At 34.3% G+C, this 16498-nt stretch carries 20 protein-coding genes; 9 read left to right on the top strand and 11 right to left on the bottom strand.

Annotated elements, in window-relative coordinates; genetic code table 11:
• Nucleotides 1-77: 77 nt before the first annotated feature.
• Genes gloA2 through ACODST_RS17965 form a run of 7 tightly spaced genes read right to left on the bottom strand, consistent with a single transcriptional unit; the run spans nt 78 to nt 4801 of the window.
• The gene (gloA2, locus tag ACODST_RS17995; RefSeq protein WP_488933485.1) at nt 78-467 is read right to left on the bottom strand and encodes an SMU1112c/YaeR family gloxylase I-like metalloprotein; all 390 of its coding nucleotides are present in this window, start codon (nt 465-467) and stop codon (nt 78-80) included.
• Nucleotides 467-1042 (bottom strand): sugar O-acetyltransferase, encoded by a 576-nt coding sequence (locus ACODST_RS17990; RefSeq protein WP_488933484.1) that lies wholly within the window; start codon nt 1040-1042, stop codon nt 467-469. Before ACODST_RS17990 ends, gloA2 begins: the two co-directional genes overlap by 1 nt.
• Nucleotides 1042-2541 (bottom strand): hypothetical protein, encoded by a 1500-nt coding sequence (locus ACODST_RS17985; protein ID WP_488933483.1) that lies wholly within the window; start codon nt 2539-2541, stop codon nt 1042-1044. Before ACODST_RS17985 ends, ACODST_RS17990 begins: the two co-directional genes overlap by 1 nt.
• 24 nt (nt 2542-2565) lie before the next feature.
• On the bottom strand, nt 2566-3024 hold the full coding sequence (locus ACODST_RS17980; protein ID WP_488933482.1) for a YciI family protein: 459 nt from the start codon (nt 3022-3024) through the stop codon (nt 2566-2568).
• Between the two features lie 42 nt (nt 3025-3066).
• Nucleotides 3067-3561 carry a hypothetical protein gene (locus tag ACODST_RS17975; RefSeq protein ID WP_488933481.1) on the bottom strand — a complete coding sequence of 165 codons (495 nt, stop codon included), beginning with the start codon at nt 3559-3561 and terminating at the stop codon, nt 3067-3069.
• A 9-nt stretch (nt 3562-3570) separates the two neighbouring features.
• Nucleotides 3571-4029 carry a DinB family protein gene (locus ACODST_RS17970; protein ID WP_488933480.1) on the bottom strand — a complete coding sequence of 153 codons (459 nt, stop codon included), beginning with the start codon at nt 4027-4029 and terminating at the stop codon, nt 3571-3573.
• A gap of 52 nt (nt 4030-4081) precedes the next feature.
• Nucleotides 4082-4801: a carbon-nitrogen hydrolase family protein gene (locus tag ACODST_RS17965; protein WP_488933479.1), complete on the bottom strand. Its 720-nt coding sequence runs from the start codon at nt 4799-4801 to the stop codon at nt 4082-4084.
• A 140-nt stretch (nt 4802-4941) separates the two neighbouring features.
• Between ACODST_RS17965 and ACODST_RS17960 the strand changes: the two genes are divergently transcribed.
• The 9 genes from ACODST_RS17960 (at nt 4942) to ACODST_RS17920 (ending at nt 12010) form a co-directional block, all read left to right on the top strand.
• Nucleotides 4942-7101: a TonB-dependent receptor gene (locus tag ACODST_RS17960; protein ID WP_488933478.1), complete on the top strand. Its 2160-nt coding sequence runs from the start codon at nt 4942-4944 to the stop codon at nt 7099-7101.
• A gap of 347 nt (nt 7102-7448) precedes the next feature.
• Nucleotides 7449-7856, top strand: a complete 408-nt coding sequence (locus tag ACODST_RS17955; RefSeq protein ID WP_488933477.1) for a DUF2141 domain-containing protein — start codon at nt 7449-7451, stop codon at nt 7854-7856.
• 41 nt (nt 7857-7897) lie between these two features.
• Complete coding sequence (locus ACODST_RS17950) at nt 7898-8518, top strand: hypothetical protein (RefSeq protein ID WP_488933476.1); 621 nt, start codon at nt 7898-7900, stop codon at nt 8516-8518.
• A gap of 17 nt (nt 8519-8535) precedes the next feature.
• Complete coding sequence (locus ACODST_RS17945) at nt 8536-9873, top strand: 2TM domain-containing protein (RefSeq protein WP_488933475.1); 1338 nt, start codon at nt 8536-8538, stop codon at nt 9871-9873.
• Nucleotides 9874-9875: 2 nt separating this feature from the next.
• Nucleotides 9876-10187, top strand: coding sequence for a 2TM domain-containing protein (locus ACODST_RS17940; RefSeq protein ID WP_488933474.1), 312 nt, complete (start codon nt 9876-9878; stop codon nt 10185-10187).
• Nucleotides 10177-10506: a 2TM domain-containing protein gene (locus tag ACODST_RS17935; protein ID WP_488933473.1), complete on the top strand. Its 330-nt coding sequence runs from the start codon at nt 10177-10179 to the stop codon at nt 10504-10506. The genes ACODST_RS17940 and ACODST_RS17935 overlap by 11 nt, the downstream gene beginning before the upstream one ends.
• 2 nt (nt 10507-10508) lie before the next feature.
• Entirely contained in the window at nt 10509-10814 is a 306-nt protein-coding gene (locus ACODST_RS17930; RefSeq protein WP_488933472.1) for a 2TM domain-containing protein, read from the top strand.
• A 20-nt stretch (nt 10815-10834) separates the two neighbouring features.
• Nucleotides 10835-11203, top strand: coding sequence for a 2TM domain-containing protein (locus tag ACODST_RS17925; RefSeq protein WP_488933471.1), 369 nt, complete (start codon nt 10835-10837; stop codon nt 11201-11203).
• Nucleotides 11204-11242: 39 nt separating this feature from the next.
• Nucleotides 11243-12010, top strand: coding sequence for a LytR/AlgR family response regulator transcription factor (locus tag ACODST_RS17920; RefSeq protein WP_488933470.1), 768 nt, complete (start codon nt 11243-11245; stop codon nt 12008-12010).
• Nucleotides 12011-12550: 540 nt separating this feature from the next.
• On the opposite strand, the gene ACODST_RS17915 is transcribed toward ACODST_RS17920, so the two are convergent.
• Genes ACODST_RS17915 through ACODST_RS17900 form a run of 4 tightly spaced genes read right to left on the bottom strand, consistent with a single transcriptional unit; the run spans nt 12551 to nt 15743 of the window.
• A complete protein-coding gene (locus ACODST_RS17915; RefSeq protein ID WP_488933469.1) occupies nt 12551-13576 on the bottom strand; it encodes a COX15/CtaA family protein in 1026 nt (341 codons plus the stop codon).
• Nucleotides 13573-13917, bottom strand: coding sequence for a hypothetical protein (locus tag ACODST_RS17910; RefSeq protein ID WP_488933468.1), 345 nt, complete (start codon nt 13915-13917; stop codon nt 13573-13575). The genes ACODST_RS17915 and ACODST_RS17910 overlap by 4 nt, the downstream gene beginning before the upstream one ends.
• Before the next feature lie 5 nt (nt 13918-13922).
• Entirely contained in the window at nt 13923-15353 is a 1431-nt protein-coding gene (locus ACODST_RS17905; RefSeq protein WP_488933467.1) for a CCA tRNA nucleotidyltransferase, read from the bottom strand.
• A 15-nt stretch (nt 15354-15368) separates the two neighbouring features.
• Nucleotides 15369-15743: a GxxExxY protein gene (locus tag ACODST_RS17900; protein ID WP_488933466.1), complete on the bottom strand. Its 375-nt coding sequence runs from the start codon at nt 15741-15743 to the stop codon at nt 15369-15371.
• Between the last annotated feature and the right edge of the window lie 755 nt (nt 15744-16498).

Below are 16498 nucleotides of genomic sequence, written 5' to 3'. Positions count from 1 at the left end.
GCAATGATAAATGTTGGTTTTAATCATCAGTTAGAAAAAAATCGTAGCGTCTTAGTGCCTTCGCGGCAGAAAAAAAATTAACGTTCGTAAAACTCAATGGGCAGTAAATCAGGATCAGCAATAAAAGTGAAACGTTTTTCGGTGGTTTCATCAATCCGGATCGGTTCTGATTCTATGTTTTTTGAGGTTAAAAAAGCCACGGTTTCGTTTAGGTTAATTACTTCAAATGCCAGATGACGCAGGCCGACTGCTTCCGGTCTTGAAGGTCTTTTGGGCGGATCGGGGAATGAGAATAATTCGACCACATAAGAACCATTTAAGGCCAGATCTAATTTATAGGACTGGCGCTCTTCGCGATATATTTCCCGGATAATGGTCAGACCTAAAATCTGGGTGTAGAAATATTTAGATTTTTCGTAATCGGAGCATAAAATGGCGATATGATGCACTTTATTTAGAGTAAGCATTATTTTTGAGATTCGGGTTCCTGATTCAGTTTTCGGATTACTTTTGCGGGATTTCCAACGGCTAACGAATTGTCCGGAATATCTTTGGTCACAACAGATCCGGCACCAATAACACAGCCTTTTCCTATTGTTACTCCGGGGCAGATAACCGAATTACCGCCAATCCAGCAGTCGTCGCCAATGGTAACGGGATAAGCATTTTCCAGCGATTTTCTCAATTCGGCATCAAGTGGATGCGAGGCAGTATAAATCTGAACATTCGGAGCAATAAATACATTAGAGCCAATCGTTACGGGAGCACAGTCCAGAACCACACAGTTAACATTAAAATACACATTGTCACCACAAATTATATTATAACCATAATCACAGTGAAAAGGCGGTTCTATATAAAAACCTTCTCCGGTATTCGGAATCAGTTCTTTTAAAATTTCTTTTGCTTTTTTGGTGACTCTGTATTCTTTTATATTCAGGCTGTGCAAAAGATTTTTGGCTGTTCGGCGGCCTTTTACTAACTCCGGGTCAAAAGCGTTGTAGTATTCACCGCTGATCATTTTTTCTTTTTCTGTTTTCATTATTTAATATTATTCGTTTTTAGAATTTGATCTAAAGAATCACTTCCCCAATCTATATTCATATTTTTATTTTCTTTTCTTGTTTCCAGAATTCTACTGTTGATAGATTTATCTTTAAAAGAAATTAAAGTTTCTACAATTTGTAGATAAACGTGAGGGTTGTCTTCTGTTTGTAACCTTTTGAATAGAGGATCAACAAAAAATGTTTCATTTAGTTCTAATACTTTTTTGCAGTATATTTCAAAATCAAGAACTTTCGCTTCTAAAATCTTATTGACAATTATAGTAGATGCTAATTGTTTGTCGTTTAATAAAATGAAATTTAAAATAGTTTCTTGTAAACTTTCAGTAAATATAGTTTCTCTGTAAACAGGAATTAAAGTTTTATCATTTGCTTTGTAATTTGGCAATAAGTACTTTGTGCTGAATTGATAGGTTTTTAGTGGATTTAATCTTAAGAGGTATTTAAAACCTTCGGGTGTAATTATACTTTCTTCTTCCCATATCTTCCATAACAGATCATTATACAATTCGCATTTGTCTGCTAAAATCGCTTTGTAAACAAAATGAATATGATATTTTCTAATATCTTGATTTTGAACGTTTGTAAAAGGAACTTTTAAAAGTTCTAATGATTTTTGATTTTTGTAAACAGCAATTGCACCGTACAATTCCAACCATTCATTAGAGAAATAATTATTATCTAAAGTTTCGAAAAGTCTTTTTTCTAAAAATGGTAAAAATAGGGAATCAGGAAAATTTTGGATTGCTCTGTAGGAGAAAAAATAACCACTTTCATTATCGCCCTCGTCTTTAATTCGATTATTGAGGATTATTTCTATATCATTAGGATTTTTATATTTAGATAAAGTTACTAAGGCACTTTGATTATTGAAGTTTACTGCTAACTCTCTAACTTTGGGATATAGTAATTCAGTTGGTTCAGCTTCTTCAATGGCACGAAACCTCGAATCAAGATTGTTTTCTTTATAAACTAAAAGACTGTCTAATGTTTTTAGTTCTTTTTCATTCAGTTTTTTAACTTCATCGTCAACATAATTTGGAGTAACAAGATTTATAAAAAAGTCACCCACTTTTTCACCAGATGCAGTACATCCAAATTGAGTTTCAATTACAGAATCATCATTTATATGATCTTTTACAATTGAAAATAAATCGATTTCTTTATAATCTAATAAAGCCCAGAAAGAATAGCACCTCACAACTCCGTTAGTATGATTTGTGAGGATTTTTAATTCTTCGATTGAAGCAGTTTTTTTTAATTGTTCAAAGTTATCGTATTGTTTAGGTCTGATTCCGGAAGCATATACTGCGGAGCCCATCAAAACGTTGACTTTTTCTATTTTTTGTACAATTTGACTTGTCTTTTTTCTAATTCCGGATTTATCAGGATCGATTTTCGCATAGCAGTTTGTATCTAAAATAAATATGATTAGATATACCGCTAAAATCGAAATTCTTATAATTGATTTATTCATAAAAATTAGATAGAGTGAAGTCGTTTACATTTTCGTCTTGGCAATTTTGTCGTGTATTTTAGCAACTTCCTGTAAAGCTGCAGAACAATACCAGGGAGTCAGCTCGGCTTCAAGTAAATTGGCTTTTATGGCGGGATCGGTTTCTACCAGTGCTTTTGCTTCGTCTATGGTTGCTACATTAAAAATGTAAATGCCGCGATAGTTTCGGTCGTTTTTCATAAAAGGTCCGGCTACGGCCAGTTTTCCTTCTTTGGCCAGTTTGTTGATATTCGCCATATGACCTTCAAACAATTTTTTACTTTCTTCTTTTGAAGCCGTAGTATTGGTTCCTGATTTTAACAGACAGAAAACATATTTTTTCATGCCGTATTCATCAGCATTCAGTGATTTTGCCAGTTTTTCATCATATTTAGTTTCAGTTTCCTGAGAAAATCCAACGGCAGTCAGGATTAAAAAAAAGAGCAGAAATAAAGACTTTTTCATAAGAAATACTTTTAAGGTTGTAATAGTATAGTAAGCTATTGATTACGGTTTGTAATCAACATCTTTTTCCTCATATTCTAAGTTTATAAAATTTGGAATTTTTTCATAATTTTTACCTTCCCAGCTTTTAAAGGTAAAGGCTTCAATTTCGTTAATTAGGTCAGGATCCAATTCTGTATTGGTTTGTTTACAAAAAGCTAAGATAGTGGTATAGCCTACAATAGTCGGGTTGGTATCTGTTATAACTAATCCTTCCACTTTTTTTATTGTAACGGTCCATTTGGTCTCTGTTTTAGAAAAAACAAATTCCAGTCCCTTTAGAACCGCTTTTCTCCAGTCTGCAAAACTTCCTTTTCCGGGTTCGTCTTCTGCCGGAATACTTGCAAAACAGCCCATTCCAACCCAGCCTCTGCCATTGTATTCGGTTATAATTTCATTTTGATTATCGTTTTTACTGATTTCAAGATTTACAACGGCAAGAAAAGGTTTTCCATTTTTAACTTTCTGCCATCGGTAGTCCATTGTTTCGTCAATCATTATTAATTTTTAAAGCAGTTTTTTCAAAATAACAATCTGCCCTAAATGGTATACATCGTGCTGAATAATACCATGAATATGTTCATAGTAAGTATGCCCGTTGTTAATGTATATTTTAGCCAGATCGGCATCGTCAAAACCTTCAAAAAAGGCATTCCAGGCATCCTGTGATTTTGCTAAAGTCTGAAGCGACTGCTCCCAGGCAGCTTCAGAAGGATCTAAAACCGGCACAAAATAATTATGATCCGGAGTTATAATGGTTTCGCCCTGCATACGGCTTAAAATATTGCGTCTCCACTGGATCAGATGATTGACAATTTCCCAGATCGTGTTGAGGTTTGGATTTATTTTTCGATAAGCCTGTTCGGCTGTTACATTTTCTAAAGTGTGCGCCAGAGTTACTTCCAGCCATGGATTTCCATTATAAATTGATTGATATAAATTGGAGATTCTTTTGTTTTCTGACATTCTGATCTTGTTTTAATTGTTTGATTCTTAAAGGTATAAAAAAGGAATAGAGTTATAGGTGCTGTTGGGTAACTTTTTCTGTTTCCGTATCAAAAACAAGAATCCCTTCCTGTAAATGGTTAAGCCGGGCCGTTAAAAGACCTTCTTTGTTCCAGACGGAACTGTATCCGACGCTCCTAAAATTGTCGCATTCGCCAATAGAGTTTACCATTAATACCGGCATTTGGTGTTTTTTAGCTACTTCGGGATAATGCAGATCGGCTTTATGGATTCCGTTTTGTGATTTCGCAACACTGGCCAGATAAATCCGGGCTCCGAGCTGAGCTGCTGTGTCGGCATGGTTCATTTGTAAACTTTCGTAGCAGATGGCCGGAGCTGTTTTTTGGTTAATTAAAATCTGCTCTGATCCATTTTCAAAATACGGGAATTCATCTTCGTGAAGCTGCTGCTTAGCATATAGTTTCCGGGGCTGGCCGGGTTCAAAAATCATCATGCTAATCCTGATTCCGGTCTGACTCAGTGCAGGAACGCCAATACCAATAATAAGCGTTTTTTGATCACTGATTTCCTGAAATACGTCAAAACGGGAATCGTTTAATGCAACGGCGAGTTTTTCGGCGAGTTCAGGTTCATAGCCTGTTATGGAGAGCTCCGGAAAGTAAACAGCATCTGCATTTAGTGTATGCGCCAGTTCAATAAACTGAAGATGTTTCTGGATGTTGGCCGGAATATTTCCTTTAACGGGCTGTATTTGTGCTAGGGCAATAGGCATTGGTTATGTATTAAAAGGAAACGAAAGCTAAGATACGAATTAGATATTTACAACTCATCCCCAAAATTCTACAATTGGGTTATTATATATTTTTTAACAGGAATTGTTAAAATACATTTGCTTCATCAAAAACCAATATCATGAAAACCAGAATTACTTTTATTTTATTATTACTAAGCACTTTGACTTTTGCCCAGAATACTATTTCAGGAAAAGTGGTGGACCAGAAAGGGAAACCAGTTGCCGGGGCCAATATTTATTTAGAAGGAACTTACGACGGAGCTACAAGTTCTGAAACAGGGGATTTTTCATTTGAAACTTCTGCATCAGGAAACCAGTTTTTGGTAGTGAGTTTTCTGCTTTTTGAAACGTTTAAAAAAGAAATTGACGTTACGAATGCAAAAGATCAGATTGTAAAACTGAAAGAGAATGTAAATGCTCTTGATGCGGTAGTTATTACTGCCGGAACTTTAGAATCAGGAGATAAAGCAAGGGTTTCAGTTTTAAAACCTTTGGATATTGTAACAACAGCCGGTTCAGCCGGAAATATAATCGCAGCGTTACAGACTTTACCGGGTACACAGTCGGTAGGCGAAGACGGACGTTTGTTTGTACGTGGAGGAGAAGCCAGCGAAACACAGACTTTTGTTGACGGAATTCGCGTTGCCCAGCCTTATGGTGCTACAACTAATAATTTACCAACAAGAAGTCGTTTTTCTCCATTTCTGTTTAGCGGAATTGCATTTTCAACAGGAGGTTATTCTGCCGAATACGGTGAAGCATTATCAAGTGTACTGCTTTTGAATACACAGGACGAGGCCGATCATGAAAAAACCGACATCGGATTAATGACGGTAGGTTTGAGTTTAGGAAATACACAAAAATGGAAAAAAAGTTCTTTAAGTGTCAATATGATGTATGTTAATCTGGCTCCTTATCAGGCGGTTATTCCTCAAAATGTAGACTGGAACAATCCGTATCAGTCGCTTGGAGGTGAAACAGTGTACCGCTATAATTTTACAAACGGAATCTTTAAGCTGTATGCTTCTTTTGATTCTGAAAAATTCGATCTGAACCAGAAAAATGTCAATTTTGAAAATCCGATAAGAACTGATTTAAACAATAATAATTTTTATTTAAACTCTTCTTATAAAGGAACTTTTGGAACAGGGTGGCAGTTAACTTCCGGTCTGAGCTACGGTTACAGCAAGAACAAAATAAAATACGATATAAACGATGTAGACAGTAATGAAAATGCCGCTCAGCTAAAATTAAAACTGCAGAAAAAAATATCAAACCATTTTAAATTTTCATTTGGTACTGATTATTTCATTACCAGATTCAATGAGAACTTCAATGACAATATCTCGATTAATGCGGCTAACGGATATGATTCTAATATTTTTGCCGCTTATGCCGAAACGGATATTTTGTTCTCTAAAAAACTGGCGATGAAAGTAGGTTTACGATATTCTAATAACAGTTTGTTAGATGAAAATAATATAGCACCAAGAGCGTCATTAGCGTATAAAGTTTCAAAAAGCAGCCAGTTTTCATTTGCTTACGGAGATTTTTCGCAGACACCGGTGGTAGATTATATCAAATATTCGAAATACCACCAGTTTGAAAGTGAAAAAGCAAGACATTATATTTTTAACTATCAGTTTACACAGCCGGGACAAACTTTCAGAGCCGAGGCTTACTATAAAGATTACAGCAATCTCGTGCAGTATGATACAAGAGATATTCAGTACAATTCAGTCTTCAATAATAACGGTTCAGGTTATGCAAAAGGTTTAGATTTATTCTGGAGAGACAGTAATTTGTATAAAAACTTAGAATACTGGATTTCGTATTCCTATATCGATTCTGAAAGACAATACAAAAATTTCCCAACGATGACGACCCCAAGTTTTGTTGCCAATCATAATTTGTCTGTAGTAACTAAATATTTTATTACCGACTGGAAATCACAAATTGGTTTTACAAACAGTTTTAGTTCAGGACGTCCGTATAACGATCCTAACCAGACCCAATTTATGGCCGGAAAAACAAAATCATACAATAGTCTGAGTTTTAACTGGGCGTATTTGCTGACCACACAAAAAATATTGTATTTCTCTGTTTCAAACGTATTGGGAACAAAAAATGTTTTTGGATATGATTATGCAAAATTACCGGATCCAAACGGGGTGTATAACAGACAGGCAGTTGTTCCTACCGCAGACCGATTTTTCTTCGTAGGTTTCTTCTGGACGATTAGTGATAATAAAAGCGAGAATCAGTTGAAAAATTTATAGTTGCTGAGATGCTAAGGTTCTAAGATGCTAAGATTTTGAAAACTAAAAAAAACTTAGTCCCGAAGCCTCGGGATAGTATCTCAGAGTCTTAGCAGCTAAAAAAAAACAATTCATCATCAAAAATCAACAACTCAGCAGCATTTAATTTTAAAAGAGTAAAAAGCAGGCTACTTTTGAAGTATAAATTTAAAAGTACAAAAGAAACGAAGAGTAAAGTTTTGAAATTCAGTTATTAAAAAAAAAACAAATGAGTCAGAATCTTCAGTTTCTTGGTAACTAAAAAAAGAGTTTTAATCATCAATAGAAAACTAAAAATCAAAATCTTAATTAACTTAAAAAAAGAAATTATGACCAAAATTATTACCATCATCGCCTTGTTTATCTGCAGTCTGATGTCTGCTCAAAATGTAAATATTACCGTTTCGGTTTCAGGATTAAAAAATGATACGGGAATTGTAAAAGTAGGTTTGTACAATTCAGAAGATACTTTTTTGAAAAGTCCATATAAAAGTGTGGTTTCTGAAATAAAAAACAATACGGCAACAGTAACTTTTGAAGGTGTTCCGGCCGGAGAATATGCCATTTCAACTTTCCATGATGAGAACAGCAACGGAATCCTGGACAAAAATAAAATGGGAATGCCGACCGAAAAATTTGCCTGCTCTAATGATGCAAAAGGGTTTATGGGGCCGCCATCATACAAAGATGCTAAGTTTGCTGCTGCTAAAGATCTAAAAACAGAGATTAATTTTTAACGACATATTAAACCAATCCACAACCATTAAAACCATACAACATGAAAAATACTATTACTGTAATCGCATTATTTATCTGCAGCCTTTTAACAGCTCAGACACAATTTGAACAGGGAATGACAAAAGCTTTCGGACTTTGGAAAGAAGGCAAAAATGCAGAAGCTTCGGCTTTGTTTGAAAGAATTGCTTCGGCAGAAAAATCAAGCTGGCTTCCTAACTATTATGTAGCGATGGTAAATGCTACGGCTGTTTTTACAGAAAAAGACAAAACGAAAATTGATCTTTTATTGACTAAAGCTCAGGATGCCCTGGATATCGAACTTATCAAAGATCAGAGTAATGCCGAATTATATGTGCTGCAGGCTTTAATTTACACAGGATATGTAGTGGCGGATCCAATGACCAACGGGATGAAATATTCCGGAAAAGTGATGGAAGCTTACGCAAAAGCAAAAGCACTTGATCCGAATAATCCAAGAGCAGTTTTTGGTGAGGCAGATTACCAGTTGGGAGGCGCAAAATGGACAGGGGTTGACACGAAGCCGCTTTGTGCACAAGTTGATAAAGCTATCGAACTTTTTGCTACTTTTAAACCAGAAACTCCTTTTTCGCCAAAATGGGGATTAGACAGAGCTTTAGAAGTTCAGAAAAACTGTAAATAATTTAACTTAAAAGAATAATGACTTTAAAACCAAATCTACTTAAGGCGCTGTTAGTGGGCGGAATCGTTTTTCTGTTCTCCTTCCTGATTCGTTTTGCTTCATTTGGAGTTGCCATTTTCAATAAAAGCCTGTATGTGTTTTTCTTGTACTGCATGCTGTACAGTGTGGTGCTGTATATTGTAAATGCTTCGCTATTTACTTATTTAGATAAGGTTTTTAAAGACAGCAGATTTTCTAATAAAAGGATTTTTATAGGTTTTGTAAGTTCTTTTTTTGTTTCGATTTTCTTTGTTTTTGTCCTTCGGGTTTTTACAAATGTAGTAATTGAAAGGCGCCCGATATTAAGTTTTCTGGCAAATGAAGAAGCCTCTACTTATATAGAAAATGCAGTTATAGCTTTTATTATTCTGTTAATATTTCACGCTTTACATTTCTATAAAACATATCAGGAAAATAAAGTTATACAGCAGAAGATCATTGCAGGAACGGCCAATGCCAAGTTTGAAAGCTTAAAAAATCAGATCGATCCGCATTTTCTTTTTAACAGCCTGAACGTTCTTAGTTCTTTAATTGAAGAAAATCCGGATAATGCGCAGCGTTTCACTACTTCTTTGTCTAAAATTTACCGGTATGTTTTAGAACAGAAAGACAAGGAACTGGTTTCGGTAGAAGATGAATTATCATTTGCGAAAACCTATATGAACCTGCTGAAAATGCGTTTCGAGAACAGTTTGTTTTACGAACTGCCTGCCGCTAATATAAACCCGGATGCCAAAGTGGTGCCGCTTTCCCTGCAGCTTTTACTGGAAAACACCGTAAAACATAATGTAGTGAGTGAGCAGAGACCCTTGCATATCAGAATTTTTATTGACAAGGATTATTTGGTCATACAAAATGATCTTCAGAAAAAAGAGGTTCTGCAGGACCGACAAGGTGTTGGATTGCAGAATATTGTAAACCGTTACGGAATTATAACCGACAGAAAGGTGCAGATTGAACAGGATGAGAAAAATTTCTCGGTTAAGATTCCAATTTTAACAAAACAAATTGCTGTTATGGACATAAGTGCAGATTATAATGATGAAGCAAAGGCTTACTACAGAGCCAAAAAAAGAGTAGAAGAACTAAAAGGATTTTATGGAAATGTGATTTCGTACTGCTGTGTGATTCCGTTTTTAGTTTTTATAAATTTAAGGTTTTCTCCTGATTTTCAATGGTTTTGGTTTTCGGCTTTAGGATGGGGATTTGGAGTGGCCATGCATGCTTTTAAAGTATTTGGATACAGTTCTGACTGGGAAGAAAGAAAGATCCGCGAGATTCTGGAAAAAGAAAACAATCAAAAAACCTGGAAGTAATTATGGAAAAAAATCATTCAGAAGGAGAACGTTATTACAGAGCTCACAAAAAAGTAGAAGAAATGAAAAAATTCTACGAACATTTGACGATTTATGCTTTGATAAATCCGGTTTTAGTGGTAGTAAACCTTATGACTTCACCAGGATATTTATGGTTTATCTGGTCGATTCTGGGCTGGGGAATTGCCATCGTACTGCATGCCATGAAAGCTTTTGATTATTCCCCAATTTTTAATAAAGAGTGGGAGGAAAGAAAAATCAGGGAAATTTTAGAAAAGGAAAAAGAAAAATTCGAAAATAAAGATGGAAACTAGTTTTAATACTGATCAGGAACAGAAGGAACTTCAGGAGCTGGCCGGTAAAAAAGCCCGGAAACTGAAATCCTTTTATGAACATACATTTGTTTATGTAATTGGTTTAATTCTTTTTATCTTAAAAGAATATACAGAACTGCCTTTACACTTTTTACCGATTCAGTTTTTGAACTGTTTTATAATGATTATGTGGTCCGCAGTTTATATTGGTTCCGCCATTGATGTCTTTGTTTCTTTCCGGATTTTTGGACGGGAATGGGAAGAACGTAAATTAAGAAGTCTTTTAGAAAAGAGAAATAAAACACAAAAATGGGAGTAATTATGGAAATGAAGTTCAATGAAGATGATAAATACTTTCAGGCCAAAAAGAAAGTCGAAAGTATTAAAGGGTTTTATGGCAATCTGGTGGCTTATGTACTGGTAAATGCCATTCTGATTTTTATTAATTTGTACACATCGCCTAAATATTTATGGTTTTTCTGGCCGTTGATGTGGTGGGGAATAGGAGTTGTAATTCATGGCTTAAAAGTTTTTGAAGTATTTCCGGTTCTGGGAAAAGACTGGGAGGAAAGAAAAATCAAAGAATTCATGGAAAAAGAAAAAGAGAACAAAAACAAGTGGAAATAATTTAGATAAAATAAAAGATTATGGGACGTTTTAGAAGACGTATGTACGACGAATATGCACACCAGTTCAGTACTGATGAAAATTATAATAATGCTTACAGAAAAGTAAAAAGATTAAAAGGGTTTTACTCGCATTTAAGAGTATATCTAATTGTAAATATCATCATTATCATTGCTAATTTGAACAAAGAGATTTTTACAGAAGGCATTCATGCCAGCGGTCTGGCGGATTGGCAGACGTATTCGACAGCCTTCTTCTGGGGAATAGGTCTTGCCGCCCATGCTATGTCGGTTTTTGGACGTGATATTTTCTTCAGCGCTGACTGGGAGCAGAAAAAAATCCAAAAATATATGGAAAAAGAAGCCGCAAATACCAATAAATGGGAGTAACTTTGAATTAGTATTTTTCCAATTTTTGCATTATAGTAAATGATCACATTAATTATAGAAGACGAAAAACCAGCTGCAAGATTATTGCAGAGAAAACTTGAAAAGTTAGATGTTACAGTAGAAACGATGCTGCATTCAGTTGAAGAATCAATAGAATGGTTCAGTAATAATGCCCATCCGGATTTGATTTTTCTGGATATTCAGCTGTCAGATGGTTTATCGTTTGAGATTTTTGAAAAAATAGAGATAAAAAGTGCTATTATTTTTACCACAGCATATGATGAATATGCTTTAAAAGCATTTAAACTTAACAGTATAGATTATCTTCTAAAACCAATTGATGAAGATGATCTCGAAACAGCTGTTTCTAAGTTTAAATCCAGGCTCCCAAAAACAGCAGCAGAAACTTCAAACCTGCAGTTAGATTTTGAGCAGATTCGTCAAATGTTATCCAATCCGTTTGAAAAGACCTATAAAAAGAGATTTACGGTTAAGATCGGACAGCATTTAAAAGTGATCACCACAGAAGAAATTGAATGTTTTTTTAGTGAAAATAAAGGAACTTATATTCATACTTACGAAAACAGGGATTATCTGATCGATTCGACTCTGGAGATCCTGGAACAGGAACTGGACAAAAAAGATTTCTTTCGTGTTAGCCGGAAATTTATTGTGCCTTTAAAAGCCATTAAAGAAATTCAGGTATATACCAATTCACGTTTAAAAGTGATTTTACCAAGTTACAAAGAGGATGAGGTAGTTGTGAGCCGTGAAAAGGTACAGGATTTCAAATCCTGGCTGGGGTAGTTTTTAGCGGATTGTAAGATGTGCCGTTCCTAAGGAACTTTATGCAGGGCGGATTTATTATTCTAACGGATTAAAATCCGTTGTTACAATATGTTTTCATTCCTACGGAATTTTCTGTTTTTTTTAAGTTGTATCTGATTATTTTCAAAAGAGGCGCAGGTTCTATAAATTTAGTTGAGACTTTATGCAGGGCAGATTTATTATTCCAAGGGATTAAAATTCGTTGTTATAATATATTTTCATTTCTACGGAATTTTCTGTTTTTTAAATTAAATCTGTTTGTTTTTAAAAGAGCCATAGGCTCGACACATTCTGTAGGACCGGATTTTAATCCGGTTAAAAATAGCGCGTTCCTAATTTAGAGAGCCATAGGTTCGATACATTTTGCGGGGTCTCCTCCCGATAGCTATCGGGATCAATCTGGTTAAAAATAATGCGTTCCCGATATTGAGAGCCGTAGGTTCGGACCATATTATCAATATAATATTCGCAAAAAAAAAGAGCTGAAAAATTCAGCTCTTTTGGGTATCGTTTAAAATATTATTTGCTTAATCGATGTAATGTGAATGTCATCGCACTTAGAAGGAAAAACGCCATAATCTGGTGAATTAATCCTAAAGCCAAAGGAACACTGTACAATAAAGTAAATACACCTAAAAGGAATTGTATAAATACAAAAACAACTAAAATATTAATTCCGTTGGCCTGTGTATTGGTAAGTGTATATTTTTTGCTTTTAAAGAAAAGAAAAAGAATAACGACAACTACTGCATAAGCAAAAGTTCTGTGCACAAACTGAACACCGCTTTTTCCTTCGATTAAATTTTTTACCAAAGAGGACTGCTCAATAAATACCGACTCATGAATAAATTCTCCGTCGCTCATTAATGGCCAGTGATTGTGGATTAGTCCGGCATTTAATCCAGCCACAAATCCACCATAAATGATCTGGATTAATAAGGCAGCTAAAGCATAACGTGCAATGGTGCGAAGCGGTAAAATTTTATTGATATTTCTTTCAGGATAAATCAAATCCAGAGCTACCCAAAGCGTATAAGCAAAAGTGATAAAAGCAAAAGTCAGGTGTAATGAAAGTCTAAAATGACTTACATCCGGATTATCGATTAAGCCGCTGCGAACCATAAACCAGCCTAAAAATCCCTGAAAACCCCCCATTGCTAAAAGAACAATACATTTTTTGATGGTTGGGGTATCTAATTTTTTTCTGATTAAGAAATAAACAAAAGGAACAAAGAAAACCAATCCAATAATACGTCCGATGAAACGGTGAAACCATTCCCAGAAATAAATGAATTTATAATCGGCTAATTGAAAATCGTTGTGAATATTGATTTTTTGATATTCCGGAAACTTTTTATACTCATCAAAAGCGGCCTGCCACTTGGCTTCTGTTAAAGGAGGAAAGGTATCGGTTACCAAATGCCAGTCGGTCATTGATAAACCTGAATTGGTCAAACGGGTGATACCACCTACAACGACCATTAAAAATAATAAAACACAGCCTGATAGTAACCAAATGATTACTGATTTATTCTCTTTTTTCATTCTTTTCCGATTAATTCGATTTCGCTCGATTTGCTAATTTTTTTTATGTAGATTTTTATAATAAATATATTTAGTATGCTATTCAATAAGATAACTGCCAGTAATGTAATTATTATTCCCCCATTTGTACTTTCATCAATATCTAAGAATTTTTTTAGAATAGTATTTTGAAACTTTATATATAAAAAGGCGATTGTTACTATTGCTAAAACATTGATGAGAAAAAAAATCAATTTATGCTTTATTGTATTTTTATTTATAACCTTAAGCTTTTTGATAAAAAGAAGATTAGGAACTGTCATCATTATAAAAAGCATGATTAGAATAATAAAACCAAGCATATTTATTACTTTTTAGGAGTTAAATTTAACTTCGCTGCCTTTTTAATTACAAAATCATAAGCGGCCTGGTATTCATTAGGAATATCGCCTTCTAAAATAGCTTCTTTAACCGCTTCTTTTAGAACCCCGATTTCACGTGAAGGCTGCAGATTAAAAATTTCCATAATTTCTTCGCCTGTAATGGGCGGCTGGAAATTACGAACACGGTCACGTTCTTCTACTTCTACAATTTTTTGACGTACAACCTCAAAATTTTTATGATATTTCCTGAATTTCGCGGGGTTTTTGGTGGTGATATCGGCTCCGCATAAAGTCATTAAACTCTCCACATCTTCTCCCGCATCAAAAACCAGACGGCGCACAGCACTGTCCGTTACAAGATCTTCAGCCAGTACTATCGGACGTGAACTCATAATCACCATTTTCTGTACAAATTTCATTTTGTGGTTTAACGGCATATGAAGACGTTCAAATATCTTTTTAGTCATTTTACCACCCAGAAATTCATGTCCGTGAAAAGTCCAGCCCTGTTTTTTGTTGAAACGTTTTGTGGGTGCTTTTCCAATATCATGCAGTAAAGCGGCCCAGCGTAACCAGACATCGTCTGTGTTTGGACATATATTATCCACCACTTCCAGTGTATGATAAAAATTGTTTTTATGAGTATGGCCTTCAATTTCTTCTACCTGATTCAATGCTGTTAATTCAGGTAAGATTAAATCTAAGAGTCCGGTTTTATATAAAAGCAGAAATCCTGTGGATGGTTTTGGCGTAGAAAGGATTTTATTTAGTTCGTCTACAATCCTTTCACCAGAAATAATTTTGATACGATCAGCATTTTTTGTGATGGCATTCAGCGAATTTTCTTCTATTTCGAAATTGAGCTGAGTAGCAAAACGTATGGCACGCAACATTCTCAAAGGATCATCAGAATAAGTAATGTCCGGATCCAATGGCGTTTTTATGGTTTTATTCTCCAGATCAGTTAATCCGTCAAACGGATCTAAAAGATCTCCAAAATTAGTTGAGTTTAAAGAAAGCGCCAAAGCATTGATTGTAAAATCACGACGATTTTGATCATCTTGTAAAGTTCCGTTTTCCACAATCGGATTTCGGCTGTCACGGGTATAGGATTCTTTTCGGGCACCTACAAATTCAATATCCGTATCTTCAAAACGAAGCATGGCGGTTCCGTAGGTTTTAAAAATCTGAACTTTGGGTTTGTTCGGAAGTAAATCGGATACTTTAAGAGCCAGTTCGATCCCGCTTCCAACAGCCACTACATCAATGTCTTTTTTGGAACCGCGATTTAAAAGCAAATCACGAACAAATCCTCCTATCACATAAGAGTCAACATTTAATTCTTGAGAAGCTTTCGAAATGATATCGAAGATTTTGTTTTGTAAAGCAGTTTTATAGTTTGTTTGTATTGCCACGAATTCACTAATTTTTTATAAAATAATACGTTTGTGTTCAAGTGAAGTAGAATTGAAGTTTGCCAAAATCGCTAGATTGTTTTTGGAAACTTTTAAATAATTAAGACATTGTGAAATATATTTTGGATGTAGAAAATCACTTGATTTTATTTCAAGTATAATTTTATCAAACAAAACAAAATCAGCATAAAACTTATGATCTAAAATAATGTCTTTATAATTTACTAAGTATTCTTTTTCTCTTTCAAATGGAATATTAGCTTTTTTAAATTCGTATTCTAAAGCATCTTTATACACAATTTCAGAAAAGCCTCCACCTAAATTTCTATGAACATCAAATAAAATTCCTATTATCTGATAACTTTCCTGTTGATACAATATCTTCGTCATAATCTAAATTTTTATCCGCCACGAATTTGCTTCGCCTGTTCGCTATCGCTCGAGTCACGAATTTTTCTAATTAATTTTTAAAAAGTTAATTCGTGAATTCGCGGCTATTATTTAGAATACAACTTTCAATTTTTGTATTGAAAATGTTTTTGGAATTTTATGGTTGCAAATTTACAACATAGAAAATGCCTTTTATAATCTAGAGCCTATTTTTTTGAGTAAATTCACAATTTTTCAATTGAATTTTATGAAAATAAAAAATAGCAAAGTTGAATTAAGCGAATTTATCCGAAATCATATTCAAAGAATGAACAATAATTCGTGGTTTTGACATAATCTAGATTTTCCGCCACGAATTCACGAATTAATCTAAATCATTTCGAATAAATTAGAGTAATGAATTACACGAATTCATTCAAAATTATACTCAAAGATTGTAAAAAATAAATTCGTGAATTCGTGGCTATTACTTAGAATATAACTTTCAATTTTTGTATTGAAATGTTTTTGGAATTTTATGGTTGCAAATTTGTAACATAGAAAATGCCTTTTATATTGTAAATTTTCCGTCACGAATTCACGAATTAATCTAAATCATTTTGAATAAATTAGAGTAATGAATTACACAAATTCATTCGAAATTATGCTCAAAGATTATAAAAAAGTTAATTCGTGAATTCGTGGCTATTATTTAGAAAACAACTTTCAATTTTTGTATTGAAATGTTTTTGGAATTTTATGGTTGCAAATTTGTA

Source organism: Flavobacterium sp. FG19 (assembly GCF_057809475.1).
This window is presented reverse-complemented; position numbering and strand designations above follow the sequence as displayed.